Below are 23,130 nucleotides of genomic sequence, written 5' to 3' on the forward strand. Positions count from 1 at the left end.
CTCCAGGTGTTCGGCTCAGGACTTGGGCAGTTCGCCCCGGACCGTGCGGGCCGCCGCGACCAGGTTCTCCAGGGAGGCGCGGGTCTCGGGCCAGCCGCGGGTCTTCAGGCCGCAGTCGGGGTTGACCCAGAGGCGTTCGGCGGGGATGGCCTCAAGTCCCTTGCGCAGCAGGGCCGCGGCCTCGTCCGTGCTCGGCACGCGCGGGGAGTGGATGTCGTAGACGCCGGGGCCCGCCTCCCGCGGGTAGCCGTGCTCGGCGAGTTCGCGGGCGACCTGCATGTGGGAGCGGGCGGCCTCCAGGCTGATGACGTCGGCGTCGAGGTCGTCGATGGCCTGGACGATGTCGCCGAACTCCGCGTAGCACATGTGCGTGTGGATCTGGGTGTCCGGCCGTACGCCGCTGGTGGTGAGCCGGAAGGACTCCGTCGCCCACGCCAGATAGGCCGGTCGGTCGGCGGCGCGCAGCGGCAGGGTCTCGCGCAGCGCGGGCTCGTCGACCTGGATCACCGAAGTCCCGGCGGCCTCCAGGTCGTTGACCTCGTCGCGCAGGGCGAGGGCCACCTGGCGGGCGGTGTCGCGAAGCGGCTGGTCGTCGCGGACGAAGGACCAGGCGAGCATCGTGACGGGGCCCGTGAGCATGCCCTTGACCGGGCGCTCGGTCAGGGAGTTGGCGTACGAGGTCCAGCGCACCGTCATCGGCTCGGGCCGGGAGATGTCGCCGGCCAGGACCGGCGGGCGCACATAGCGGGTGCCGTAGGACTGGACCCAGCCGTGCTGGGTGGCGAGGTAGCCGGTGAGCTGCTCGGCGAAGTACTGCACCATGTCGTTGCGTTCGGGCTCGCCGTGCACCAGGACGTCGATGCCGGTCTTCTCCTGGAAGGAGATGACCTCGCGGATCTCGTTCTCGATGCGCTGCTCGTACCCGGCGGTGTCGATGCGCCCGGCGCGCAGGTCGGCGCGGGCGGTGCGCAGCTCGGCTGTCTGCGGGAACGACCCGATGGTGGTCGTGGGAAGCAGGGGAAGGCCGAGGTGGGCGCGCTGGGCGGTCGCCCGGGTCGCGTACGGCGCGGAGCGGCGGCCGTCGGTGTCGGTGACGGCCGCGGCCCTGGCTCGGACGCCCGGGTCGTGGGTGATCGCGGAACCGGCGCGGGAGGCCAGGTCGGCGCGGTTGGCAGCGAGTTCGGCGGCGATGGTGTCGGTGCCCTGGGCGATGCCCTTGGCCAGGGTGACGATCTCCGTCGTCTTCTGCTGGGCGAACGCGAGCCAGCGCAGGATCTGTGGGTCGATGTCCCGCTCGGCCGCGGCGTCGATCGGCACGTGCAGCAGCGAGCAGGAGGCGGCGACGTCGACCCGGTCGGCGAGGCCCAGCAGGGTGCCGAGCGTGGCGAGGGACTTCTCCAGGTCGTTGATCCAGATGTTGCGGCCGTTGACGACACCGGCGACGAGACGCTTGCCGGGCAGTCCGCCCACCGCGGCGAGCGCGTCGAGGTTGGCGGCGGCCGCGTCGGTGAAGTCCAGGGCGAGGCCGTCGACCGGGGCCTTGGCCAGGACCGGCAGGGCGTCGCCGAGCCGGTCGAAGTAGGAGGCGACGAGGAGCTTCGGCCGGTCGGGGAGGGCCCCGAGGTCGCGGTAGGCGCGCGCGGCGGCGTTGAGGTCGGCCGGGGTGCGGTCCTGGACCAGGGCGGGCTCGTCGAGCTGCACCCACGCGGCGCCGGCCGCGCGCAGGTCGGCGAGGACCTCGGCGTACACGGGAAGCAGCCGGTCCAGGAGCGTCAGCGGCTCGAAGTCCGCGGCGACGCCCGGGGCGGGCTTGGCGAGCAGCAGGTAGGTGACCGGGCCGACGAGGACGGGCCGGGCGGCGAGCCCGAGGGCAAGGGCCTCCTTCAGCTCGGCGACCTGCTTGGTGGAGTCGGCCGTGAACACCGTGTCCGGACCCAACTCGGGCACGAGGTAGTGGTAGTTGGTGTCGAACCACTTGGTCATTTCCAGCGGCGCCACGTCCTGGGTGCCGCGGGCCATCGCGAAGTAGCCGTCGAGGGCGTCGGTGTCGACGGCGGAGCGGTGCCGCGGGGGGACGGCGCCGACCATGACACTGGTGTCCAGGACGTGGTCGTAGTACGAGAAGTCGCCGGTCGGCACCTCGTGGACACCGGCCGCCGCCAGGCGCTGCCAGGTGGAGCGGCGCAGTTCTTGCGCGGTCTGCCGGAGGGCGTCGGCGGTGACGCGGCCCTTCCAGTAGCCCTCGATGGCCTTCTTCAGTTCGCGGTTCTGGCCCTGGCGGGGGTAGCCGTACACGGTGGCCCGTGCTGCCGCGGCTGCGGACTTGGTGGTCACGGAGATCTCCTTCGCGAGATGAATCCCTGAGATCCCGGCGACGGGACGAGAGCGCGAAGGCAACGACGAACCGGACGGCCACGACCACGCGCGGCAAAGGCACGGTCGCTGGTCGCTCTGTCCGGTATGTACGCCGACCCGCCCTCGAGGTCACCGAGATATCCGCACCCGAATGGTTCGCGTGCGGACAGCGGGCAGGTCTTCGGACTCGCGGGCACGTCTCGTCGTACGAGACACCTAGTGGCCGTCGCTTCCCGGAGCCGTACGTCGGATCCAGTGCGTATGACGGCGGTCGTTCCCGCTCACCGCTGCGGGGCAGTCCCGGATTCCCACCGGGTTCCCTCTTACGACGCGCCTGCCTGGCGGGCAGGGCGAACCAGCTGCACGCGCCAGGTTAGAGGGTGTACGCCCTTCTGGGCAGCGGTGTTCACATTCCGGAACGTGAGATGAGACACGGGTGGGAGCCGTTTGGCTGTGCGCGCGAGGGGGGCGGGGGACAACCGACCGGTTGTTCCCCGCCCCCCTCGCACCTGCGGCCGGGCTCTCGGCCCGGCCGCGCGCCCTAGTGGAACTGCTCTTCCTCGGTGGAGCCGGACAGCGCGGTGGTGGAGGACGCCGGGTTGACGGCCGTGGACACGAGGTCGAAGTAGCCGGTGCCGACCTCGCGCTGGTGCTTGACGGCGGTGAAGCCGTGCTCCTGCGCGGCGAACTCCTTCTCCTGCAGGTCCACGTACGCGGTCATGCCGTGCTCGGCGTAGCCGCGGGCGAGGTCGAACATGCCGTGGTTGAGGGAGTGGAATCCGGCCAGGGTGATGAACTGGAACTTGTAGCCCATGGCGCCCAGTTCGCGCTGGAACTTGGCGATCTGGTCGTCGTCGAGCGCGGCCTTCCAGTTGAAGGACGGCGAGCAGTTGTAGGCCAGCATCTGGTCGGGGTGCTCGGCGTGGATGGCCTCGGCGAACTCGCGGGCCTGGGCGAGGTCGGGGGTGCCGGTCTCGACCCAGATGAGGTCGGCGTACGGGGCGTAGGCGAGGCCGCGGGCGATCACGGGGGCCATGCCGTTCTGGACGCGGTAGAAGCCCTCGGCCGTGCGCTCACCGGTGACGAACTCGGCGTCGCGCTCGTCGACGTCGCTGGTGAGGAGGTTGGCGGCGAGCGCGTCGGTGCGGGCGACGATCAGGGTCGGCACATCGGCGATGTCGGCCGCGAGGCGGGCCGCGTTGAGGGTGCGCACGTGCTGCGCGGTGGGGACGAGGACCTTGCCGCCGAGGTGCCCGCACTTCTTCTCCGAGGCGAGCTGGTCCTCGTAGTGGATGCCGGCCGCGCCCGCCGCGATCATCGCCTTGGTCAGCTCGAAGGCGTTCAACGGGCCGCCGAACCCGGCCTCGGCATCGGCCACGATCGGGGCCAGCCAGTCCACGGCGGAGTCGCCCTCGCTGGTGGCGATCTGGTCGGCGCGCAGCAGCGCGTTGTTGATCCGGCGGACCACCTGCGGCACGGAGTTGGCCGGGTAGAGCGACTGGTCGGGGTAGGTGTGCCCGGCCTGGTTGGCGTCGGCGGCCACCTGCCAGCCGGACAGGTAGATCGCCTGCAGCCCCGCCTTGACCTGCTGCACGGCCTGGCCGCCGGTCAGCGCGCCGAGGGCGTGGACGTAGTCGAGTTCGTGCAGTTGGCGCCACAGCCGTTCGGCGCCGCGCCGGGCCAGGGTGTGCTCCTCACGGACGCTGCCGGAGAGCCGCACGACGTCCGCGGCGCTGTAGGTGCGCTCGATCCCCTGCCACCGCGGGTCGGTCGCCCACCGCCGCGCCAGTTCCTCGGCCGTCGCCGTCGTCGTCCCTGCCTGTGCCATGACCGTCTCCCGGAGATTCGTGAACTGTGCGAACATCTGGCACTGAGTGCCTGGATAATCTGGGGTGCGGCCCACCGGGTCCGTGTGTGGACAGGTGAGCAATGCTGCCGAGTCGGGCGGAAGGGCCGGGATCTCCGACGTCAGGGCATGAGTTCGCGCCCCGGTTCCGCTCCGCCCGACGGAGTCCGGCGGGCCGCGGTTCGACTGTGACATCGGCACTCAGTGCCAGCAAGCGAGGAGAGATGCCAACTTCTGCGAATCTTCCGCGGTGGTTTTGCCAACTCTGTTAAGGCCAGCGGGCGGGGCTGCGTGACTACGATCGCGGGCATGCCCGACGGCAGGGGGCCCACGAACGGCCGAAGGGACGGCCGTGGGGGACCGGTTCGGTGGTCGTGGATGCCCGAGGGGGCGGGAGTCACGGATGCCCGTGGGGACGGGAGTCAGGGATGTGTGAGTCGGACGGGAGCCACGAGTGAGCAAGACGTACGCGGGAGCGCGGCTGCGGCGGCTGCGCGAGGAGCGCCGGATGAGCCAGGCCGACCTGGCCAGGACCCTCGCCATCTCGCCGAGCTATCTGAACCAGATGGAGCACGACTCCCGCCCGCTCACCGTGCCCGTACTGCTGCGCCTGACCGAGGCGTTCGGCGTCGACCCGGGCTTCTTCTCCGAGCGCGACACCAGCAGGCTGGTCGCCGACCTGCGGGACGCCCTCACCGGTGAGGTCTCCACGGGCCAGGTGTCCGCGACCGACCTCTGCGACCTCGCCTCCCGCATGCCCGCCGTGGCCACGCTCCTGGTGGACCTCGGCCGCCGCAACCAGCGCCTCACCGAGCAACTCGCCGAAGCGGCGGAGGGGCGGGGACCGGGACCGGTGGTGCAGCCGCGCTCCGCCCACGAGGAGATCCGGGAGTTCTTCTACCGGCGCCAGAACTACCTGCACGACATCGACCTCGCCGCCGAACAGTTCGCCGCGGAGATAGGCATCCGTCCCGGCGAGGTCGTCCGCGCCCTGTCCGCGCGGCTTGCCGAGCGCCACGGCGTGCGCCTCGCCGCGGACTCCGACGAGCGCTTGCACCACTACGACCCCGCCGCCCGCGTCCTGCACATCTCCGGCCGCCTGCGCCCCGGCCAGCAGGCGTTCCGCATGGCCACCCAGCTCGCGCTCCTCGAACACACCGACCAGGTCTCCGCCCTCGCCTCGGAGGACTTCGCGCAGGACTCCGCGGCCTGGCCGCTGGCCCGCATCGGCATCGCCAACTACTTCGCCGCCGCACTGATCCTGCCCTACCGCCGCTTCCACACGGCCGCCGAGGAGTTCCGCTACGACATCGAGCGGCTCTGCGACCACTTCGGACTCGGCTACGAGACGATCTGCCACCGCCTCAGCACCCTGCAGCGGCCCCGGCTGCGCGGTGTCCCGTTCTCCTTCGTGCGGGTCGACCGGGCGGGCAACATGTCCAAGCGCCAGTCCGCGACCGCGTTCCACTTCTCCCGCGCGGGCGGCACCTGCCCGCTGTGGAACGTCTACGAGGCGTTCGCCGCCCCCGGCCGCATCCACGTCCAGGTCGCCGCCATGCCCGACGGGCAGCGCTACCTGTGGACCGCCCGCGCCCTCACCCGGCACCGCGGCGGCTGGGGCGAACCCGGCAAGACCTTCGCCATCGGCCTCGGCTGCGAGATCCGCCACGCCTCCCGCCTCGTGTACTCCGACGGCCTCGACCTCGACAACACCTCGGCCGCCGTCCCCATCGGCATGGGCTGCCGCCTCTGCGAACGCACCGACTGCCCGCAGCGGGCCGTTCCCCCGCTGGACCGCCGCCTGGCGATCGACGAGAACAGCAGCACCTTCGTGCCCTACCCCGTGGAAGGGGCACGGGGCGACGCCGGCTGACGCCGGGGCGTCGCCGGACGTCTCGACCGAATACGGCACGTACGTCCGCCGGCCGGGGCCGACCGCGAGCAGGCCGCCCGCCGGGGCCGGGCCGCAGGGCTGCCGGACCCGGCCGGCGGACCGTGCCGACCAGCTCGGAACGCCGCTGCCCACGGGCCCGGTCACCACCGCGCTCGGCCCGCCGCCCCCTTGGCTAATCTGCACGGATGAGCACCGACCTGACCCTGCTGTCGCGGGTCGCCCACCACGGGCGGGAGGTCACCGCGCCCCGCGTCCGCGGCCTCCTCGCGCTCCTCGCGGGCGACCTGCGCACCGGCCGCAGCACCGAAGGTCTGGTGGCCGGGCTGTGGCCGGACGAGCTGCCGGAGCGGCCCGGGAAGGCGGTGCAGGTCCTCGTGTCCAGGGCGCGGGCCCAGCTCGGCGCCGACACCATCGCGAGCACGGCGACCGGCTACCGCCTCACGCTCACCGAGGACCAGGTCGATAGCTCCGCCCTGCTGCGGCACGCCACCACGAGCGCCGACCGGGCCAGGGCCGGGGACCACGCCGGATCCCTCGCCGCCGCCGACGCCGGGCTCGCGCTCTGGCCGGGCACCCCCGACACCGCGGGCGCCGTCGACGACACCAGCGACCCCGTGGCCGCGCTGCGCGCCGAGCGCGCCCCCGTCCGCGACGCGCTCGTCCGCGCCCGCGCCCTCGCGCTCGCCCGCCTCGGACGGCACACGGAGGCGGCCGGTCCGCTGGCCGCGGTCACCGCCGCCCAGCCGCGCGACGAGGAGGTGCTCGCCGAACTGCTGCGCGGCACGGCGGCGACCGCGGGCCCCGCCGCCGCGCTGACGCGCTACGAGGCCTACCGCCGCGACCTGCGCGACGACCTCGGCACGGAGCCCGGCGCCGGACTCAAGGCGGTGCAGCGGGAGTTGCTGCGCGGCGAGGCGCCGGTGGCCAGGCACGGCGTACCGCACGAGCCGAACCGACTCCTCGGCAGGGACGAGGACATCGCGGAGACCGAGCGGCTGTTGCGCACCTCCCGGGCCGTGACCGTCGTCGGCCCCGGCGGCCTCGGCAAGACCCGGCTCGCCCACGCGGTCAGCCGCCGCGCCGAACAGCGCGTGGTGTACTTCGTGCCGCTCACCGGCGTCACCGCGGACCACGACGTCGCCGCCGAGGTGGCCGCCGCGCTCGGCGCGGGCGAGGGGCGGCACGGCGCCGTCACCGGCCACGCCCACGTCGACCCCGTGCCCGGCATCCTCGGCGTGCTCGGCGGCGGGCCCGCCCTGCTGGTCCTCGACAACTGCGAACACGTCATCCGCGGTGCGGCCGACCTCGTGCGCGCCGACCCGCAGGTCACCGGCGTCGGCGGTGACGAGAGTGGAGAGGATCTTGACGGCGGTGGTCTTGCCCGCGCCGTTCGGGCCGAGCAGGGCGAAGACGGTGCCGCCCGGCACTGCGAGGTCGATGCCGTCGAGGACCGTCTTGTCCCCGTAGGTCTTGCGCAGCCCCTCGGCCGCGATGGCGAGGGAGCGCGATGTCGTGGTCGTCATGGAGCAGAGGCTGCGGCAGGCCGCATTCAGCGCGGTTTCAGAAGGGTTTCAGCGCCCTGGAACCGGGCCCGCGGACAGGCACCCGCACTCGCTGACAGCCCTACGCCAGGTCGGCCGGGCGCACCCGCAGCTTCTCGGCGATCCGGGCGAGCGCCTGCTGGTCGGCGGCGGTGAGCTGGTCGAGCACGAGCTGCCGCACCGAGCGGACGTGCACGGGGGCGGCGTCGACGACCACGTCGTACCCGGCGTCCGTCAAGGCGGCGATGGTGTAGCGGCCGTCGTCGGGGTCGGGCCACCGCTCCATCCAGCCACGCTTCTCGAACCGCTTGACGACGTTGGACAGCCGTGACAGGGAGCCGTTGGCGAGATAGGCCAGCTCGCTCATCCGCAGGCGGCGCTCGGGGGCCTCGGAGACATGGCTGAGCGTCAGGTACTCGAACAGGGTCAGGCCCGACTGTTGCTGCAACGGCGACTCGAGGCGCCCCGGAAGCAGGAGCACCAGCGAGACGAGGCCGGTCCAGGCCTCCTTCTCGGGGGCGGACAGCCAGAGCGCGTCGTCGGCGGCGACTTCGACGGCGTCCTTGCCGGGGTCCGGGTTCGCGCGGGTGGTCATGCCCGCACGATACCGAACGGTATTCACTTCAAGCGTGAAGTGAAAGTGTGATACTTTCACTTCACGCTTGAAGTGAATGGGAGGATCATCATGAGCAAGCCCGAGTTCTTCGCGACCCCCGGATACGGTGAGGCGATGCGCGCCGCCAGGCGCTACAGCCAGGCGGTCCGCGTCGGTGAGCGGGTCGAGATCTCAGGTCAGGGCGGCTGGGACGACGACCTGAACTTCCCGGAGGCCCTCGAGGACGAGATCGTCCAGGCCTTCGAGAACGTCGAGCGCACCCTCAATACGGCCGGGGCCACCTGGCGGGACGTCATCGCCGTGAACTCGTACCACATCCCCGAGTCGGCCGAGGAGGTCGGCGAGGCCACCACGCGCATCATGGTCGAGCAGTTCCGCAAGCGCATGGGCGACCGTGCGCCGATCTGGACCGAGCTGGGGGTCGCGGCGCTCGGGGCGCCGAAGATGCGGGTCGAGATCCAGGTCACCGCGATGGTCGGAGGCGCGACTGAGTAAAGAAGGCGCAAGATCGGACAGAAGTTACTTTTAGGTATGCCGTGACTTCCCGCGTGGTCAGCAGTAGAACTCGTTCTGATTCAGCCAAGAGTGAGGAAGGTCACATGAGTGATGCATCCTTGCGTGGCACGGCATCTGATGGTCTGTCACGTCGAAGATTCATTGTTGGAACGAGTTCTATTCTTGGTACTGCGGCGTTGGCCGCGCAGGCCCCTGCGGCGCGGGCGGTCGACGGCGCCGACGTCCCGGCCCTGGTGATCGGCACCGGGTACGGAGGCTCCGTCGCCGCCCTGCGGCTCGCCGAGGCGGGCGTCGACGTGCACATGCTGGAGATGGGTATGGCCTGGGACACCCCGGGGTCCGACGGCAAGATCTTCGCCAACACCACGAACCCGGACGTCCGTTCCTACTGGCTGCGCACCAAGACCAAGCAGCCGCTGAGCAACTTCCTCGGCTTCCCCATCGACCGGAACGTCCCGCGACACACCGGCATCCTGGACGCCGAGGAGTTCGGCGGCATCATCGTCTACCAGGGCCGCGGCGTGGGCGGCGGTTCGCTGGTCAACGGCGGCATGGCGGTCACGCCCCGGCGCGAGAACTTCGCCGCGGTCCTGCCCTCGGTCGACGCGGGGGAGATGTACGGCACGTACTACCCGCGCGCCAACGAGGGACTCGGCGTGAGCGTCATCGACCCGGCCTGGTTCGAGACGGCCGAGTGCTACACGTACGCCCGCGTCGGCCGCAAGCACGCGCAGCGCTCCGGCTTCCCGTTCGTGTTCGTTCCCGATGTGTACGACTGGGACTACATGAAGCGGGAGGCCGCGGGCACCGCCCCCAAGTCGGCGCTCGCGGGGGAGATCCTCTACGGCAACAACCACGGCAAGAAGTCCCTGCAGCAGACCTATCTCGCCCGGGCGCGGGCGACCGGACGCGTCACCATCTCCCCGCTGCACAAGGTCACTTCGGTGACCCCGGCGGCCGGGGGCGGCTACACGGTGACGGTCGACCAGATCAACACCACCGGAGACACCGTCACCACCAAGGCCATGACGGCCGGCAAGGTGTTCTTCGCCGCGGGCAGCGTCGGAACCAGCAAGCTCCTGGTGAAACTACGGGCCACCGGCGCGCTGGCGCACCTCAACGGCGAGGTCGGCAAGGGCTGGGGCGACAACGGCAACGTCATGTGCGGGCGCGCCAACCATCTGTGGGACCCCACCGGCAGCCTCCAGTCGGCCATTCCCACGGCGGGCATCGACAACTGGGCCGCGGGCGGGGCGTTCGCCGAGGTGGCGCCGCTGCCGACCGGGATCGAGACGTACGCCTCGTTCTACCTGTCGATCACCAGGAACCCCCATCGCGCCCAATTCACCTGGAACGCGGCGGCGGGCCGGGCGGAGCTCAACTGGCAGACCGCCTGGAAGCAGCCGTCCATCGACGCCGCCAGGACCATCTTCGACAAGATCAACGCCAAGGAGGGGACGATCTACCGCACTGACCTCTTCGGCGCGTACAAGATCTGGGGAGACCACCTCACGTACCACCCGCTCGGCGGCGCGGTCCTCGACAGGGCCACCGACAACTACGGCCGCCTGCGCGGCCATCCGGGTCTCTACGTCATCGACGGCGCCCTGATCCCCGGCAACACGAGCGTCAACCCGTTCGTCACCATCACGGCGCTCGCCGAACGCAACATCGAGAAGATCATCAGCGCTGATCTGTGAGCCGGGCTTGCGCGGCACCGACCGGCGCGGACGCGCTAGCGCCGCGCCACCGTGCAGTGCTTCTGCGCGTCCAGGCGCACTTTGCGGCCGGTGAACTCCTCCAGGACGGCGATGTTCTCCGGGGCGTAGTTCGTCGCGGTGATCTTGTCGGCGTCCTTGCTGCCCAGCTTGCCGGTGTACGGTGCGGACTTCTCCAGCCAGTAGGCCGTCCGCAGGAACTGGGTCAGGACCAGGTCGCGGAGGATCGGCTCGGCTTTGATCCTGGCCCAGTAGTCGGGGTGCTTGTCCTTGGCGACGCGCAGGTAGAGCAGCAGATACCGCAGGTTGGTGGCGGCGATGTCCCGGGCGTTGCCGGCGCCGACGCCCTTGATGAACTCCTGGAGCACCGTCACCGCGGGCAGCCCCGTGAGCCCGGCGTTCAGCTCCGCGAGCACTCCCTGGAGGCGGTAGGACCCCTGTTGCCTGTCCCGCAGGTAGATGTCGTCCATGGACGAGCTGAGCGAGTCCTTGATCAGCGGCAGGATCTCCTTGCGCGGGAAGCCGCCGTGCAGAGGCACCGTCAGCACCTGCTGGCCGGCGTTGATCCACGCCGCGCTGTGGACGTCCCACCGTGTCCGGGACGGGTCGAGGTCCCACATGTGGGTCTCCTCGTGGATCGCCACCATCATCGACTCGGCGAACCCGTCGAAGCTCCGCTTGTCGACGAACTGGTCCCAGTACTTGTCGTTGGCCTGGGCGATCGCCAGGGCCTCGCCGCTCGGCCAGCGCCGCTTGTACATGGCCTGGAGGGTCCGCATCCAGTTCGAGGAGGTGAAGGACGCCTTGAGGTCGCTCAGGTCGGCGTTCGGCTGCGACGGCTCGTCGTAGCAGTAGGGATCGGGGGAGCGGTGCTGCCCGGCCTCCCCGGAGGGGCCGGCCGGCGCCGGTCCTGAGGCGGCGACGGTGCCCGCGCTCAGGGCCAGGACGACGCAGGCCGTCAGCAGGCGGGCGGAGACTCTGCGGCTCACGAGAACCTCTTCTCCAAGCGAGCGTGTGTGGGGGGTGCCGCAAGCGACGGGAGCCGAGCTGCCCGTCGCCGCCCGTCGCTTGCGTCCGGACAGGACCGTAGGGCCGCGCGCGCCGCGCGCATACTGTCATGTACCCATAACATTCGCGTGGGGGTCCGGGATGGAGGGCCCCGACGTGGGCGTGTCCCGACGTGGTCGTCCCGCCGTGGGGATCGCGGTACGCGCCCATCGCCGTCCGTCGGCGGTCAGGTCCCGTCGGCCGCCCCGGACACGGTCACGCTGACCGGCGTGCCCGCCTCGACGGTGCGGCTGACCGTGCAGAGCCGGTCGTGCGAGGTCTTCACGGCGCGGGGGAGGATCGCGCGGGCCCGGTCTCCTGAAGGACCGTCCGGGAACGTGACGGTGAAGGCGACGTCGAGGTCCGACATCCGGTTGCCGCTCTCGTCCTCGACCTTGTTGCCGGTCACGGTGACGGTGAAGACGGTCGGATCCGTGTGGCGGCTCGTGGCGACCTCCACGTCCGCGGCGGTGCAGCCGCCGATCGCGGCGAGGAACAGCTCGACCGGCGTGAAGTCGGTGCCGGAGCCGGTGCCGAAGGTGATCGTGCCGCCGCGGGCGTTGGTCGCGGTGAACCGGCCGGGGCCGGACCGCTCGAGGGAGATGGAGCGCAGTGATGTGTCGGTCATGGCGACGACCGTAGCGTCACGCCCCACGAAACGGCCCACTTGCCGCGCCTCCTCGGCCCGCCCCGCGTCTCGTCGCCCCGCCCCGCGCCGTCGCCCCGCCCCGCGTCTCCGTCGGCCCGCCCGCCCCGCCTGGCCCCGCCTCCCTCCGCGGCTTGCTGCTCCTTCCGCATCGGCGTGCCGCGCCCTATCGGTGTGCCGGGCCCTTCTCAGCCCACGTGCAGCACCCGACAGCGATCGGGGCGCGCCGGGTCCCGGTCGACGACCTGGACCGGCGGCCAGGCCCACTGCCACACGCCGATGCCCGGCGTGCGCGAGAACCGGATCCGCCCGCGGGTGCCCTCGACCGCGACGAGCGGCCACGCCTCGGCGATCCGTGCCCGGTCCGGCCCGTGCGTGCGCAGCGCTTCGGCGAGGACGGCGATCGTGTCGTACCCCTCGAAGGCCACGAACGACGGCGCCTCGGCGAGGCGCTCACGAAGCACCGCCTCGACCCGGGCGCCGAGCGGGGGCAGGTGCTCGGGAAGGTAGCGCAGGAACGGCACCGCGGCGCCGTCGTCGCCCAGCGACGCCGCCCAGTCGGCGAGTTCCGGCTGCCCGGCCGGAGCCCCGATCAACAGGTCGGTGAGACGCGGGTCGTGGCGGACGGCCTTGACGATCGGCACGGCCGGATCGGGGTGGCCGACCAGCAGGAGCAGGGCTGTCGCGCCCGAGGCGGCGAGTGCGTCGCACAACTGCGGGGGCGTGAGCGCGCGCGAGTCGAGCTCGACCACGGCGCCGCCGCGCGGCGTGAGGTGGTCCCGCAGGATGCGGGTCCCCGACGCCCAGTACACGCTCGGATCCGCCGCCACGGCGATGCGGCTGTGGCCTGCGCCGAGCAGGAAGTCCCCGTAGATCCGCCACCCGTGCGACTGCGCCGGGGCCAGGCGCGCGACCCAGTCCGTCGGCTCCTCGGTGAGCGCGTCGAGAACCCCCGACGAGCAGAGGAAAGGCAGACCGACGGCGTCGGCCCGGGCGGCGGCGGTGCGTGCGACGACGCTGTGGTACTCGCCCGCCAACGCGGCCACGCCGAGGCGGGCCAGTTCGTCCACGGCCGCCTCGGCCCGCCCCGGATCGGCCGCGGTGTCCCGCACCACCAGCTCCAGCGGCCTACCGGCGATCCCGTCTGCCGCGTTGACCTCTTGTACGCCCAACTCGAGCCCGGCGAGCAGGTGCTGACCCGCCCCGACCCAGCCGGGCCGCGTCAGCGGGACGAGGGCGCCGATGCGGACGGCGGAGTCGTCGCCGCGCTGCGCTCCTTGCGGCGATGGTGGCGTTTCCGTACCTGGGTTCATACCTGGGCGTCTCCCGAGAGGCGATGCGGCCGGGGCGGCCGGACCACAGCGTGAACGTCATCGGCGCCGAGAGTAGTTGAGCACAGAACAGCCCATGTCGGCGGCCCGTCCCCCGGAGGGTTCACCGAGCCCGCGGACCGCCGACGCGGGCCCGGCTCAGCTCTGTTCCCGCTCCACCGGAAGCCACAGCTCCGCGTCGGCCTCGGACGTGTCCGGGGACATGCGGGTGCGCAGGATTTCCGGGCCGGGGCGGCTGCGGTAGGGGTTGGACGGGAACCACTGGGTGAACACGTCCCGCCACAGCTCCTGGATGGCCTCCGGAGCGGGTCCCCTGGTGGTGAACACCGCCCACGTGCCGGCGGGGACCGGCAGGACGGTGGTGCCGTCGGGGGCGGGCGCGGACGTGATGACCCCCTGGTAGTAGTCGAGTTCGGTGCCTTCGGCGCGGCTCGGGTCCAGGTCGTCGCAGACCGCGACGATGCCTTGCGGCTCCTGGTCCGAGAGCTTCTCCAGACGCTCCAGGGCCCCCGGGTCGATCCCGCGGACGAAGTCGATGATCGCCTGGTTCGGCCCCGAGTGCACGAGTGGCACCCGCGCCTTGAGGCCGACGACGCCGAACTCCGGCTTGTCCACGACGCGATAACGCATGCTGCTGCTCCCTTCGACGGTGAGACGGAAGGCCAACCGGGGCTGGGAGACGAGCGCCGCGCCGGTACGCCTGGCCTCGGCAGGGCCGACCCCGTGCATGGCGCGGAACGCCCGGGCGAACGCCTCGCCCGAGCCGTAGCCGTAGCGCACCGCGACGTCCAGCAGGGACTCACGTCCCGCCAGCACCTCGCCGCCGGCGACCGTGAGCCGACGCCGTCGTACGTACTCCGACAGCGGCATGCCCGCGAGCGCGGAGAACATCCGGCGCAGGTGGTACTCCGAGGTGGCCGCGATCCGCGCCAGCTCGGCCACGTCCACGTCCTGGTCGAGTCGCCCCTCGATGTGTTCCAGGCTCTGGTTGAGACGCTCCAGCACTTGCGGTCTCCTTCCTCTTTCGTGATCACCACGCTAGGCGGCGGACACCCGGCCCGACCCGACATCCTGTGCCCGATGGAGTCGGGTGCGCACACGGCTCGGCGCGGGTGCGGGGCGGCGGCCCGGGCGGGGTGCGCGGCCTCGGCGCCGCCGGTAGGTTCTCCGCGGTGACGTGGAAAGAGACGCAGGGCCTCGCATCGATGACCGACGCGGCACAGTTGTGCTGGACGGCGCTCGGGGACACGGATCGGAAGCCGGCCGTGGTCCTGCTCCACGGCGGTCCGGGGCTGCCGGACTATCTGGGCGACGTCGCTCCCCTGATCGCGGATCTCGCGCCCGTGTACCGGTACGACCAGCGCGGCGCGGGCCGGTCCCCGTGGCGGGGCGCCCACTCCCTCGCCCGGCACGTCGACGATCTGGCCGAGCTGCTCGACGCGTGGGACGTGCCGAGGGCCGTGCTCATCGGGCACTCCTACGGCGCCGATCTGGCGAGCCGGTTCTGTCTGAGGCATTCCGACCGGGTCGCCGCGGTCCTGCTGATGTGCGGGCCGTTCACCGGTGACTGGCGGACCGACTACCGAGCGGAGCGCCGCCGTCGCATGACCCTGGCCCAGCAGGAGCGGCGCCGCGCGTTGCAGGAGCTGCCGCACCGCACGGAGGAGCAGGAAGTCGAACTGCTGACGCTGTCCTGGTTCACCGACCACGCCGACCCCGTACGCGGATGGCAGTGGGCGGCCCAGGATGCCCGGCTGCGCCGCCCCGTCAACTGGTCCATGAACGACGAACTCGGCAGCGACGGACGCGCGGATCCCCTCGACGAGCACCTTGCCGATCTGCGTGCGTGCCTGCCCGAGCGGGCGGAACTCCTGGCCGGAGCCGGCGATCCCCGTCCGGTGTCGGCGCTGCAATCGCTCGCGCTCCGGCTCGACCTGCCCCTGACCCGGATCGAGGACGCCGGACACGAGCCCTGGCTGGAGCAGCCCGACGCCGTGCGCGCGCACCTTCGGCGATTCGTCCAGGGAGCCGTGGGCGCCTAGGTGCGCTCGGCCGTGCCGTTCCGGACGCTGACGTGGTCGACGCGCTACGCGACCAAGGGCCACGAGGACGGCCACGGCGGCCGCGTGGGCCGGCAGCCACAGCGTCGTGGTGAAGGACAGGCAGTCGGCGACGGCGGTGTGGCTGTGGACAGCCCGCGCGTCGGCCAGGGCGGCGGTGCCGCGGTCGGCGGGGGCCGCGAGGGCCGCTTCCGTCCGGGTGGTTCCGCGTGAACGCCGGGGGTGACGTCGTCGCCTCCGGCGGGCTGTGGCGGGTCGGCGTGCGCCACCCCGTACACGCCGACCGGCTGTGCGCGGTGGTGGACCTCAAGGGCGGCACGGTCGCCACGTCCGCCCGATACGAGCGCGGCGACCACATCATCGACGACCGCACCGGCCGCCCGGTCCGCGGCCTGCTCAGCCTGACCGTCGTGGCGCGTCGCTGACCGAAGCGGACGCCACCGCGACGGCGGCGTTCGCGATGGGAGTGGAGGACGCCGCCGAGCGCTGCGGCCTCGGCCGGTCCCGTGACGACGGGCAGCCAGCAGGCGTCGGCGGTGAGTTGGCACAGGAGCGCGTTGCGGGTGGCGCCGCCGACCAGGTGCGCGACGTCGACGGGATGGTCGGCGAGCCGCTGGGCCTCGGTGAGGGCACGGCGGTGGGCGAGGGCGCTGGTGGTGCGGCGCTCCAGCCTTCGCTGACGCTGCGACACCGCCCCCGCCTCGGCATCGCTGCCCACCCCGTCCCCGCACCCGCCTGGCGCCGAGGCACGGAGCTGGGGGTGAGGGAGGATCAGCACCGCATGGCCCTGCGGCCCCTTAGGCTGAATCGCTCTCGGATCCGGCCGGGTGCATCACGAGCAAAGGGGTGGGCATGGGGGAACTGGGCGGTGGGACCGCACTGGTGACGGGCGGCTCACGCGGGATCGGGCGCGCGGTGGCTCTGCGGCTCGCTGCCGAGGGGGCGCTGGTCGCGGTCCACTACGGCAGCAACGACGCGGCCGCTGCGAAGACCGTGGCGCGGATCGCCGAGGCCGGCGGCCGGGCGTTCGCGGTGCAGGCCCGCTTCGGCGAGAGCGGCGCAGTGGACCGGCTGTTCGACGGGCTCGCTGCCGGGTTCGCCGATCACGGTGCGGACGGCCTGGACATCCTGGTCAACAACGCGGGCATGCACTCGGTCAGTTCGATCGGACAGCTCACCGAGGAGGAGTTCGAGCGGCTGCTGGCAGTCAACGTGAGCACGCCCGTCTTCGTGGTCCAGCGGGCGCTGCCGCTGCTGCGGGACGGCGGGCGGATCGTCAACGTGGGCTCGGCGTCCACCCGGATCGCGGACCCCCACCAGATCGGTTACACCGTCACCAAGGCGGCGCTGGCTGCCCTCGGCCCGTCGCTCGCCAACGAACTCGGCCGCCGTGGGATCACCGTGAACACGGTCGAACCCGGAGTGGTACTGACCGACATGATCGCCCACTACGCCGAGGTTCCCGAGGCCGTGGCCGCACTCGAGTCCATCACCGCGCTCGGACGGATCGGCCGGCCGGAGGACGTCGCGGACGTGGTGGGCTTCCTCGCGGGACCGCAGGGGCGCTGGGTGACCGGCCAGACCATCGACGTGTCCGGCGGCACCTACCTCGGACCGATCACGCCCGGGTGACCCGCCGCGGGTCACCGGCCCTGGTCCTCATCCACGGCCGGGGGTGCGCCCGATCCGCGGCTGGGAGGGCGCCCGCCGCGACTTCGGCGTCCAGCCGCGCCAGCAGGCGTCCAGGAGTGGAGGCGTTCGGGGCGGCCCGGCTGAGCCCCAACCGGTGGTGCGCCTCAGGCGCCGCGCCGCCCGCGAAGCGGGCGGTCTGCGCAAGCGACCGCGCGCCACCGAGCACCGAGACCAGGCGCAGCCCCAGCAGTTCGCCGCGCCGGTAGCGGCGTCCTCGTACCCGGCGTGGATCGGGGAGACGGTCGAACACCTCGGCGGGCGTGCCCAGTTCAGAGGGGTCCGTGTGCGGACATGGCGCGGCGGCTGTGTCCTCGAAGGGGCGCGACAGGACGCTGATCAGGGAGGATTGCACGCGGACGCGGCTCCGGATCGATCTGCGGTCTCAGCAACTTTGATCACCTGGCGTCGCGCCCGTCGATCCACTCGGATGCGCCACCCCCTGGCCGACGGGCCCGTGTCGCCATGCGGCCCGTGGAGCAGTCCCGTGGGTGCGGTGTCCGCACCGGAAGAGCGGGGGAGGTCAGCTCTGGGCGGTGGGCCGTACGACGATCTCGTTCACGTCTACCGCGGCAGGCTGATCGATCGCGAAAGCGATGGCCCGGGCGATCGCGCCGGGCGGGATCGCGACGGGAACCCGAGGCACGCGGCCTGCTCGCCCGACTTCGGACGCTGGCCGCGCGCCATCCCGGCGACCCGCGGTACACCCGACTGATCGAGGAGCTGAACGAGGGCAGCCCGGAGGTGCGGGACTGGTGGCCCCGGTACGAGGTGCAGGCCCGGCAGAGCGGTCGGAAACGGCTACAGCATCCGCAACGGGGAGCGATCGTTTATGTGTACACCGCTTTTCACCTGGCCGAACAGCCGGAGCAGACGTTGGTGGTCTATCTCGACAGCAGTGAACTGCCCAACGGGGCTCAGCCGTGACCCGCCCCAGTTCGTCCCGGCCGGTGACCACGGCCGTCGTCGCCCTCGCCGACATGTGGAGCCGCTGAGGGATCGGCGTGAGGCCCCGACACGGGCCGGGCCCCACGATCACGCCGAAGACGAATCAGTTGAGCACCCGCAGCACAGTGCGCACCACTCCCGCCGCTCCCCGCGCCATCCACCCGACTATTCCTGTCTCCACCGCCAGTTCGGCGGCCGAAGGCGCGACCTCCGCGGCCGACTCCGAACGGCACCGCGAGCAGATACGGAGCCAACGGCGCTTGCGCGCGCCGCATGTGTTGCACATTGCCATGATCCCATTCTGCCCTGCCCTCCCGCATCGTCCCCAGGCGCCCATAGGCGCGCGAGGTGCAAGGTCGACACCCATGCTGTGAGGAATTCCCAAGACCCGCTGCTTTTCGAGCGGTTGGTCAGCATGCTGGTCGCACAGGCCCCAGGGTCCATTTCTGTTCGAACACCTCACCGGAAACGGCGATCGCCGCGCCGCGCCGCGCCGCTGGGCACCGCGGGTCTGCTGAAGGCGCAGGGACGGATCGGCACGTCTCCTGAAGGCGCAGACGGATCAGCCGGGGCGTGCGGGCCGCCGCGATTCGGAGCCCAGACCCCTCAGATGTAGCCCTCGCGCAGCGCGTACGCCACGGCGTGCGACCTGTTGCGCAGGTGGAGTCGCGTGGTCAGGCCGTGCATCACGTTCTTGACGGTGCGTTCGGAGTACGACAGCTTCGTCGCGATCTCGGAGGTGTCGAGGCCCTCGGCGACCAGGCGCACGACGTCCACCTCGCGGGGCGTGAGGCCGAGGGTGCTGCCGGACTGGGCGGCGCCGCCCCGGTGCAGCCGGCCCACCTGGCCTATGAGTCGGCCGAGGAGGTCCGGCGGCAGGTCGCCGCCGCCCTTGGCGGTGGTCAGGACGGCCTGCACCAGGCGGTGCGTGGTGGCTTCACGACGCCAGACGATGGCGCCCACACCGCACTCGATGACGTCGAGGAGCTCGTTCTCGCGGACCGTGCCGACGATGAGCACGGCACGCGTGCCCTCGGTGCGCACGGTCCGCCGCAGCCGGGCGAGCGCGGCCTCGTCGAGGACGTCCTCGACGAGTAACGCGACGGTGGCGGGGCCGGTGTCCTCGCACAGCTCGACCTCGGGGTGCCGCCGCAGCTGACTGAGGACTCCCTCGCGGCTGATCGGATCAGTGGCGGTGACGCTGACCCGGACCCGCGTCGACGTGGCCACGGAGGGCACGGCGGAAGCAGCGGGCGCGGAGGAAGCAGCGGGCGCGGAGGCCAAAGCGGGGGCGGGGGACGGCGGGGACACGGGCGGGACGGCGGACGTGGACGACACGGCGGACGCGGACGGGAGCGGCGCGGGCAAGGGACTTCCTCACTTCTACGACTACGACTGCGGCTTCGGCGGTGCGCCCGGGCGCCGCCGACACGGGGGATCGGCGGCGTCCGGAGTTCATGGGGTCAGGAGCAGGCCTTGTAGAAGTGCTTCCAGCCCTTGTCCGGCATGGACGGCGGCTCGGCCGGGGTTCCGACCTCGCCGTACTTCACCTGCTCCTCGTACCTGTACTTGCCCGGGCCGCTGCTGCGCTTCGACAGCCGCACCTGCCGGTCCCAGGACCCGTCACCGGAGTTGTTGAGGACCGCGATGTCCGGGTACGCGTCGTCGTTGTAGTTGGCGACCCGCAGCTGCTTGGCCTCGCCGTGGTCACCGATGTCGGAGTGCCGGGCCCGCGCGGAGCCCAGGTCGGTCCGCTTGAGTGGGCCGGGGCGGTACTGGGCGAGGCGCGCCTTCGCGGGGTCGTCGATGCCGGAAGGCTTGACGATGTTGACGACCATGTCCAGCTTGCCGTCCTTCTGGAAGTCGGCGACGGCGGCGGTCGCGACCTCGCCCGGCTTCGCGCCGAGCAGCTTGTTGACCGACTTCTTCGCGCCGAACGAGCCGCTCGCGGTGCCCCACTGGATCGTCATCCTGGTGCCGGTGTGACCGGGATTCGAGATCTTGTCCGGGCGGCCGTCACCGTCGAGGTCGCCCACCAGCGTCGTGGCACCCGCCAGACACGCGGCGGCCGCGGCCGCCTTGCCGGACTGTCCCGCACCGCCCGACGCCGACCCCGCGGCCGCACTGGCCTGGAAGCCGCCGACGGTCAGGGTGAGGGCGACGACCGCGACGGGCGCGGCGATCAAACGTGAGCACATACGCATCTACGAACTCCCATGTCGTCACTGCTGAGCCACGCCCACCCAGCCGGCTCCCAGGGCGCCGCACGCGGGGCCGGTCCCGGTGGGCGTGGTGAGCTCTTGGGCGAGCATGGAACGAGCCTGTCGGGTGATCCGCCCCAACCGCCAGGTAAATGGGGCAGTTCGGGACACTGGAACGGAGAAAGAGGCTCTGACCTGCGGGAACGTAAGGTGCCTGGAACGCGAGGGTGGGACGCCTGGGGCCCTCGGGGGCGGGGAGACGGGGTCCCGAGGGCCCTGCGGGCCGCGTCTAGTTGTGTGCGTAGGGCGTCTTCGCCGTCGCCTCGGATCCGGTCCCGGACTCGGTCTCGGAGTTGGCCCCGGACTCGGTCCCGGACCCGGTCTCGGACTCGGAGTTGGTCCCAGACCCAGACCCAGACCCGGCCCCGATCGCGGTCGACGGCGAGGGCACGGGCGCGGATGCGGGGCCTGCCTCGCTGAGGCCGTACCGCCCGTGGAACCTCCGCAGGAAGCCGGGCGCGTACCAGGCGGAGCGGCCGAGCAGCCGCATCGCGGCGGGGACGAGCACACCGCGTACGGCGACCGCGTCGATGAGGATGGCGAGGCCACTGCCCAGGCCGAACATCTGCATGAAGCTCAACTCGGCCGTGCCGAAGGCGAGGAAGCTCACGGCGAGCAGGCAGGCCGCCGCGCTGACGATGCGGCCGGTGTGCCCGAGGCCGTCCGTGACGGCGGTCTCGTTGTCGGCGCCCTGGTCGTGAAGCTCCTTGATGCGGCTGGTGACGAAGACCTCGTAGTCCATCGAGAGGCCGAAGGCGATGCAGAACATCAGCACGGTCATCGCCAGCTCCATGGGCTGGGCGGTGAAGCCGAGCAGACCGGAGAGGTTGCCGTCCTGGAAGATCCAGGTCATCACGCCGAGGGTCGCCCCCAGGCTGAGCGTGTTGAGGACCAGGGCCCGCAGCGGCTGCACGACGCTGCCGGTGAACAGGAACAGCAGGACGAAGGTGGTGAGCACGACCAGGCCGACGGCGACGGGGAGCAGGCCGCCGATGGAGTGCTTGGAGTCGACGAGTTCGGCGTCGACACCGCCCACGAGGGGGTCGGAACCGGCGGGCGGGGCGAGCGTCCGCACGTTCTTGACGAGGCTCTGGGCCGCGTCCGACTTCGGTTCCAGGTCGCTCACCACGTTGATCCGCTGGGCGTCGGCACGGCCGAGGGCCGCGTTGGCGGGGCTGTCGACCTCGGCCCGCCCGCCGGCGTACGTGCCCGTGCTGGTCTCGACGCGCGCGACACCGTCGAGAGCGGACAGCTCGGTCGCGTACGCCGCCAGCGGGGCCTTGGCCACGGGCCGGTCGATGACGATGTGCACGGCCGCGTCGTCGTTGCCGTCGAAGTTCGCCGCCAGGGCCGCGGAGACCTGGCGGCTCTTGGCGTCCTCGGGCAGCACCCGCTCGTCCGGCGTGCCGAAGGCGATGCCGAGCAGCGGGCTCGCCGCGAGCAGCAGGACCGCGAGGACGGGCAGCGCGGTGAGCGCGGGCCGGCGCATGACGGTGCGGGCAAGGCGCCCCCACAGCGGCGCCCGCCCGTCGGAGCGCCGCGCCTTCGGCCACGGCAGCTTCCCGCTGTTGACCCGGTGCCCCAGGGCCGCGAGCAGCGCGGGCATCACGAACAGGGAGCCGAGGGCCGCGATGGCGACGACACCGACCCCGGCGTAGCCGAACGAGCGCAGGAAGTACTGCGGGAACACCAGGAGCGCCGCGAGGGCGGCCGCCACGGTCGCGGCCGAGAACGCGACGGTGCGGCCCGCGGTGTGCACCGTCCTGCGGACGGCGTCGTCCACGCTGGCGCCCGCCGCGAGTTGCTCCCGGAAGCGGCTGATCATCAGCAGGGCGTAGTCGATGGCGAGGCCGAGGCCGAGGGCCGTGGTGAGGTTCGTGGCGGTGTTGGAGACGTCGGTGATGCCCCCGAGGATGCTGAGCTGGGCGAACGAGCCCGCGATGGCGAAGACGGCGATGGCGAGCGGCAGCAGGGCCGCGACCACACTGCCGAAGACGAACAGCAGCAGCACCAGGGTCAGCGGGATGGCGATGGCTTCGGCAAGCAGAAGATCGTCGACCACCTGGGTCGACATGTCGGCGCTGACCGCGGCGCCGCCCCCGGCGCGCACACTGAGCCCGTCCTTGTAAGGACCGCTGTAGTCGTCGATGACGCTCTTGGCGTTCTTCTCGAACTCTGTGGCATCACCCTTCACATGGGCGAGCACCATGGCCTCGCGACCGTCCTCGGACCGGAGCGTGGGGCTCTTGGTGTCCCAGTACGAGACCACGTTCTCCAGGTGCGCGTTCTTCCTGAGGTCGGCCACAAGGGCCCGGCCGTTGTCCCGGGCGGCCGGGGCGTCGATCCGGCCCTCGTCGGCGCGGACCAGCAGGAGCAGGTTCGTCTCGCCGCCGAACTTGTCCTCGATGACCTTCTCGGCCCGGGTGGACTCGGAAGCGGGGTCGTCGAAGCCGCCGCCCTTCAGTTTGGTGAACGCGCCGCTGCCGACGGCACCCATGAGGGCCACGGCCACGACGGCGATGACAAGGATCAGCCGGGAGCGGCGGATCGCCAGTTCGGCCAGGCGGTCAAACACGCGAGGTCTCCTTCGCATAGGTGCGGTGACGCCGACGAGAGTCGACAGAAGCCAACCAAAGAGCCCGAAGCGGGCCAGAGCTGAGAG

General features: G+C 71.9%; 17 protein-coding genes, 6 pseudogenes and 1 riboswitch. Of the genes and pseudogenes, 9 read left to right on the top strand and 14 right to left on the bottom strand.

Annotated features, from left to right (window positions below):
• Positions 1-15: 15 nt before the first annotated feature.
• Positions 16-2,334 carry a 5-methyltetrahydropteroyltriglutamate--homocysteine S-methyltransferase gene (gene metE, locus QUY26_RS39030; RefSeq protein ID WP_289955216.1) on the bottom strand — a complete coding sequence of 773 codons (2,319 nt, stop codon included), beginning with the start codon at positions 2,332-2,334 and terminating at the stop codon, positions 16-18.
• Positions 2,335-2,510: 176 nt separating this feature from the next.
• A riboswitch (cobalamin riboswitch) is annotated at positions 2,511-2,730 on the bottom strand.
• Positions 2,731-2,896: 166 nt separating this feature from the next.
• Positions 2,897-4,183: an isocitrate lyase gene (gene aceA, locus QUY26_RS39035; RefSeq protein WP_289955217.1), complete on the bottom strand. Its 1,287-nt coding sequence runs from the start codon at positions 4,181-4,183 to the stop codon at positions 2,897-2,899.
• A gap of 472 nt (positions 4,184-4,655) precedes the next feature.
• Here aceA and QUY26_RS39040 point away from each other — a divergent pair, with 472 nt between their 5' ends.
• Together QUY26_RS39040 and QUY26_RS39045 are read left to right on the top strand one after the other, a co-directional pair.
• Positions 4,656-6,074 (top strand): short-chain fatty acyl-CoA regulator family protein, encoded by a 1,419-nt coding sequence (locus QUY26_RS39040; protein ID WP_289955218.1) that lies wholly within the window; start codon positions 4,656-4,658, stop codon positions 6,072-6,074.
• Positions 6,075-6,280: 206 nt separating this feature from the next.
• A pseudogene (locus QUY26_RS39045) lies at positions 6,281-7,411 on the top strand (BTAD domain-containing putative transcriptional regulator); the annotation flags it as partial.
• On the opposite strand, the pseudogene QUY26_RS39050 reads toward QUY26_RS39045, so the two are convergent.
• Positions 7,364-7,618: pseudogene (locus tag QUY26_RS39050) on the bottom strand (ATP-binding cassette domain-containing protein); the annotation flags it as partial. The pseudogenes QUY26_RS39045 and QUY26_RS39050 sit on opposite strands and share 48 nt — an antisense overlap.
• A 100-nt stretch (positions 7,619-7,718) precedes the next feature.
• Positions 7,719-8,231, bottom strand: coding sequence for a MarR family winged helix-turn-helix transcriptional regulator (locus QUY26_RS39055; protein ID WP_289955219.1), 513 nt, complete (start codon positions 8,229-8,231; stop codon positions 7,719-7,721).
• A 90-nt stretch (positions 8,232-8,321) separates the two neighbouring features.
• On the opposite strand from QUY26_RS39055, the gene QUY26_RS39060 reads away from it, so the two are divergent.
• Entirely contained in the window at positions 8,322-8,747 is a 426-nt protein-coding gene (locus QUY26_RS39060) for a Rid family hydrolase (protein WP_289955220.1), read from the top strand.
• Positions 8,748-8,851: 104 nt separating this feature from the next.
• Complete coding sequence (locus QUY26_RS39065) at positions 8,852-10,468, top strand: GMC oxidoreductase (protein ID WP_289955221.1); 1,617 nt, start codon at positions 8,852-8,854, stop codon at positions 10,466-10,468.
• Positions 10,469-10,503: 35 nt separating this feature from the next.
• On the opposite strand, the gene QUY26_RS39070 is transcribed toward QUY26_RS39065, so the two are convergent.
• From QUY26_RS39070 to QUY26_RS39085, 4 genes are all read right to left on the bottom strand, one after another.
• Positions 10,504-11,475: a hypothetical protein gene (locus QUY26_RS39070; protein ID WP_289955222.1), complete on the bottom strand. Its 972-nt coding sequence runs from the start codon at positions 11,473-11,475 to the stop codon at positions 10,504-10,506.
• A 245-nt stretch (positions 11,476-11,720) separates the two neighbouring features.
• Positions 11,721-12,161, bottom strand: a complete 441-nt coding sequence (locus tag QUY26_RS39075; protein ID WP_289955223.1) for an OsmC family protein — start codon at positions 12,159-12,161, stop codon at positions 11,721-11,723.
• Between the two features lie 206 nt (positions 12,162-12,367).
• The gene (locus tag QUY26_RS39080; protein WP_289955224.1) at positions 12,368-13,492 is read right to left on the bottom strand and encodes an ABC transporter substrate-binding protein; all 1,125 of its coding nucleotides are present in this window, start codon (positions 13,490-13,492) and stop codon (positions 12,368-12,370) included.
• A 156-nt stretch (positions 13,493-13,648) separates the two neighbouring features.
• Entirely contained in the window at positions 13,649-14,515 is an 867-nt protein-coding gene (locus QUY26_RS39085; protein ID WP_289955225.1) for an AraC family transcriptional regulator, read from the bottom strand.
• Positions 14,516-14,682: 167 nt separating this feature from the next.
• Here QUY26_RS39085 and QUY26_RS39090 point away from each other — a divergent pair, with 167 nt between their 5' ends.
• From QUY26_RS39090 to QUY26_RS39100, 3 genes and pseudogenes are all read left to right on the top strand, one after another.
• Complete coding sequence (locus QUY26_RS39090) at positions 14,683-15,552, top strand: alpha/beta fold hydrolase (RefSeq protein ID WP_289955227.1); 870 nt, start codon at positions 14,683-14,685, stop codon at positions 15,550-15,552.
• Between the two features lie 12 nt (positions 15,553-15,564).
• A complete protein-coding gene (locus tag QUY26_RS39095; RefSeq protein WP_289956446.1) occupies positions 15,565-15,783 on the top strand; it encodes a hypothetical protein in 219 nt (72 codons plus the stop codon).
• Positions 15,774-16,057, top strand: a pseudogene (locus QUY26_RS39100) (FAD:protein FMN transferase); the annotation flags it as partial. The gene QUY26_RS39095 and the pseudogene QUY26_RS39100, both read left to right, overlap by 10 nt.
• Here QUY26_RS39100 and QUY26_RS39105 read toward each other — a convergent pair.
• A pseudogene (locus tag QUY26_RS39105) lies at positions 16,010-16,219 on the bottom strand (FGGY-family carbohydrate kinase); the annotation flags it as partial. The pseudogenes QUY26_RS39100 and QUY26_RS39105 sit on opposite strands and share 48 nt — an antisense overlap.
• Before the next feature lie 203 nt (positions 16,220-16,422).
• Here QUY26_RS39105 and QUY26_RS39110 point away from each other — a divergent pair.
• A complete protein-coding gene (locus QUY26_RS39110; RefSeq protein WP_289955229.1) occupies positions 16,423-17,202 on the top strand; it encodes an SDR family oxidoreductase in 780 nt (259 codons plus the stop codon).
• On the opposite strand, the gene QUY26_RS39115 is transcribed toward QUY26_RS39110, so the two are convergent.
• A complete protein-coding gene (locus QUY26_RS39115; RefSeq protein ID WP_289955230.1) occupies positions 17,189-17,614 on the bottom strand; it encodes a transposase family protein in 426 nt (141 codons plus the stop codon). The two genes, QUY26_RS39110 and QUY26_RS39115, sit on opposite strands and share 14 nt — an antisense overlap.
• Positions 17,615-17,782: 168 nt before the next feature.
• Positions 17,783-17,899: pseudogene (locus QUY26_RS39120) on the bottom strand (oxidoreductase); the annotation flags it as partial.
• On the opposite strand from QUY26_RS39120, the pseudogene QUY26_RS39125 reads away from it, so the two are divergent.
• A pseudogene (locus tag QUY26_RS39125) lies at positions 17,893-18,186 on the top strand (MmyB family transcriptional regulator); the annotation flags it as partial. The pseudogenes QUY26_RS39120 and QUY26_RS39125 overlap by 7 nt on opposite strands.
• A gap of 627 nt (positions 18,187-18,813) precedes the next feature.
• Here QUY26_RS39125 and QUY26_RS39130 read toward each other — a convergent pair.
• The 3 genes from QUY26_RS39130 to QUY26_RS39140 form a co-directional block, all read right to left on the bottom strand.
• Complete coding sequence (locus tag QUY26_RS39130) at positions 18,814-19,446, bottom strand: helix-turn-helix transcriptional regulator (protein WP_289956389.1); 633 nt, start codon at positions 19,444-19,446, stop codon at positions 18,814-18,816.
• Positions 19,447-19,670: 224 nt separating this feature from the next.
• Positions 19,671-20,393, bottom strand: a complete 723-nt coding sequence (locus QUY26_RS39135; RefSeq protein WP_289955231.1) for an FG-GAP repeat domain-containing protein — start codon at positions 20,391-20,393, stop codon at positions 19,671-19,673.
• 304 nt (positions 20,394-20,697) lie between these two features.
• Entirely contained in the window at positions 20,698-23,043 is a 2,346-nt protein-coding gene (locus QUY26_RS39140) for an MMPL family transporter (RefSeq protein ID WP_289955232.1), read from the bottom strand.
• Between the last annotated feature and the right edge of the window lie 87 nt (positions 23,044-23,130).

Source organism: Streptomyces flavofungini (genome assembly GCF_030388665.1).
In the GTDB taxonomy this organism is placed as follows: domain Bacteria; phylum Actinomycetota; class Actinomycetes; order Streptomycetales; family Streptomycetaceae; genus Streptomyces; species Streptomyces flavofungini_A.

Excerpts from the sequence above, each read along its gene's own strand:
- aceA (WP_289955217.1), bottom strand. The coding sequence starts at position 4,183 with ATGGCACAGGCAGGGACGACGACGGCGACGGCCGAGGAACTGGCGCGG.
- QUY26_RS39055 (WP_289955219.1), bottom strand. The coding sequence starts at position 8,231 with ATGACCACCCGCGCGAACCCGGACCCCGGCAAGGACGCCGTCGAAGTC.
- QUY26_RS39060 (WP_289955220.1), top strand. The coding sequence starts at position 8,322 with ATGAGCAAGCCCGAGTTCTTCGCGACCCCCGGATACGGTGAGGCGATG.
- QUY26_RS39065 (WP_289955221.1), top strand. The coding sequence starts at position 8,852 with ATGAGTGATGCATCCTTGCGTGGCACGGCATCTGATGGTCTGTCACGT.
- QUY26_RS39075 (WP_289955223.1), bottom strand. The coding sequence starts at position 12,161 with ATGACCGACACATCACTGCGCTCCATCTCCCTCGAGCGGTCCGGCCCC.
- QUY26_RS39080 (WP_289955224.1), bottom strand. The coding sequence starts at position 13,492 with ATGAACCCAGGTACGGAAACGCCACCATCGCCGCAAGGAGCGCAGCGC.
- QUY26_RS39110 (WP_289955229.1), top strand. The coding sequence starts at position 16,423 with ATGGGGGAACTGGGCGGTGGGACCGCACTGGTGACGGGCGGCTCACGC.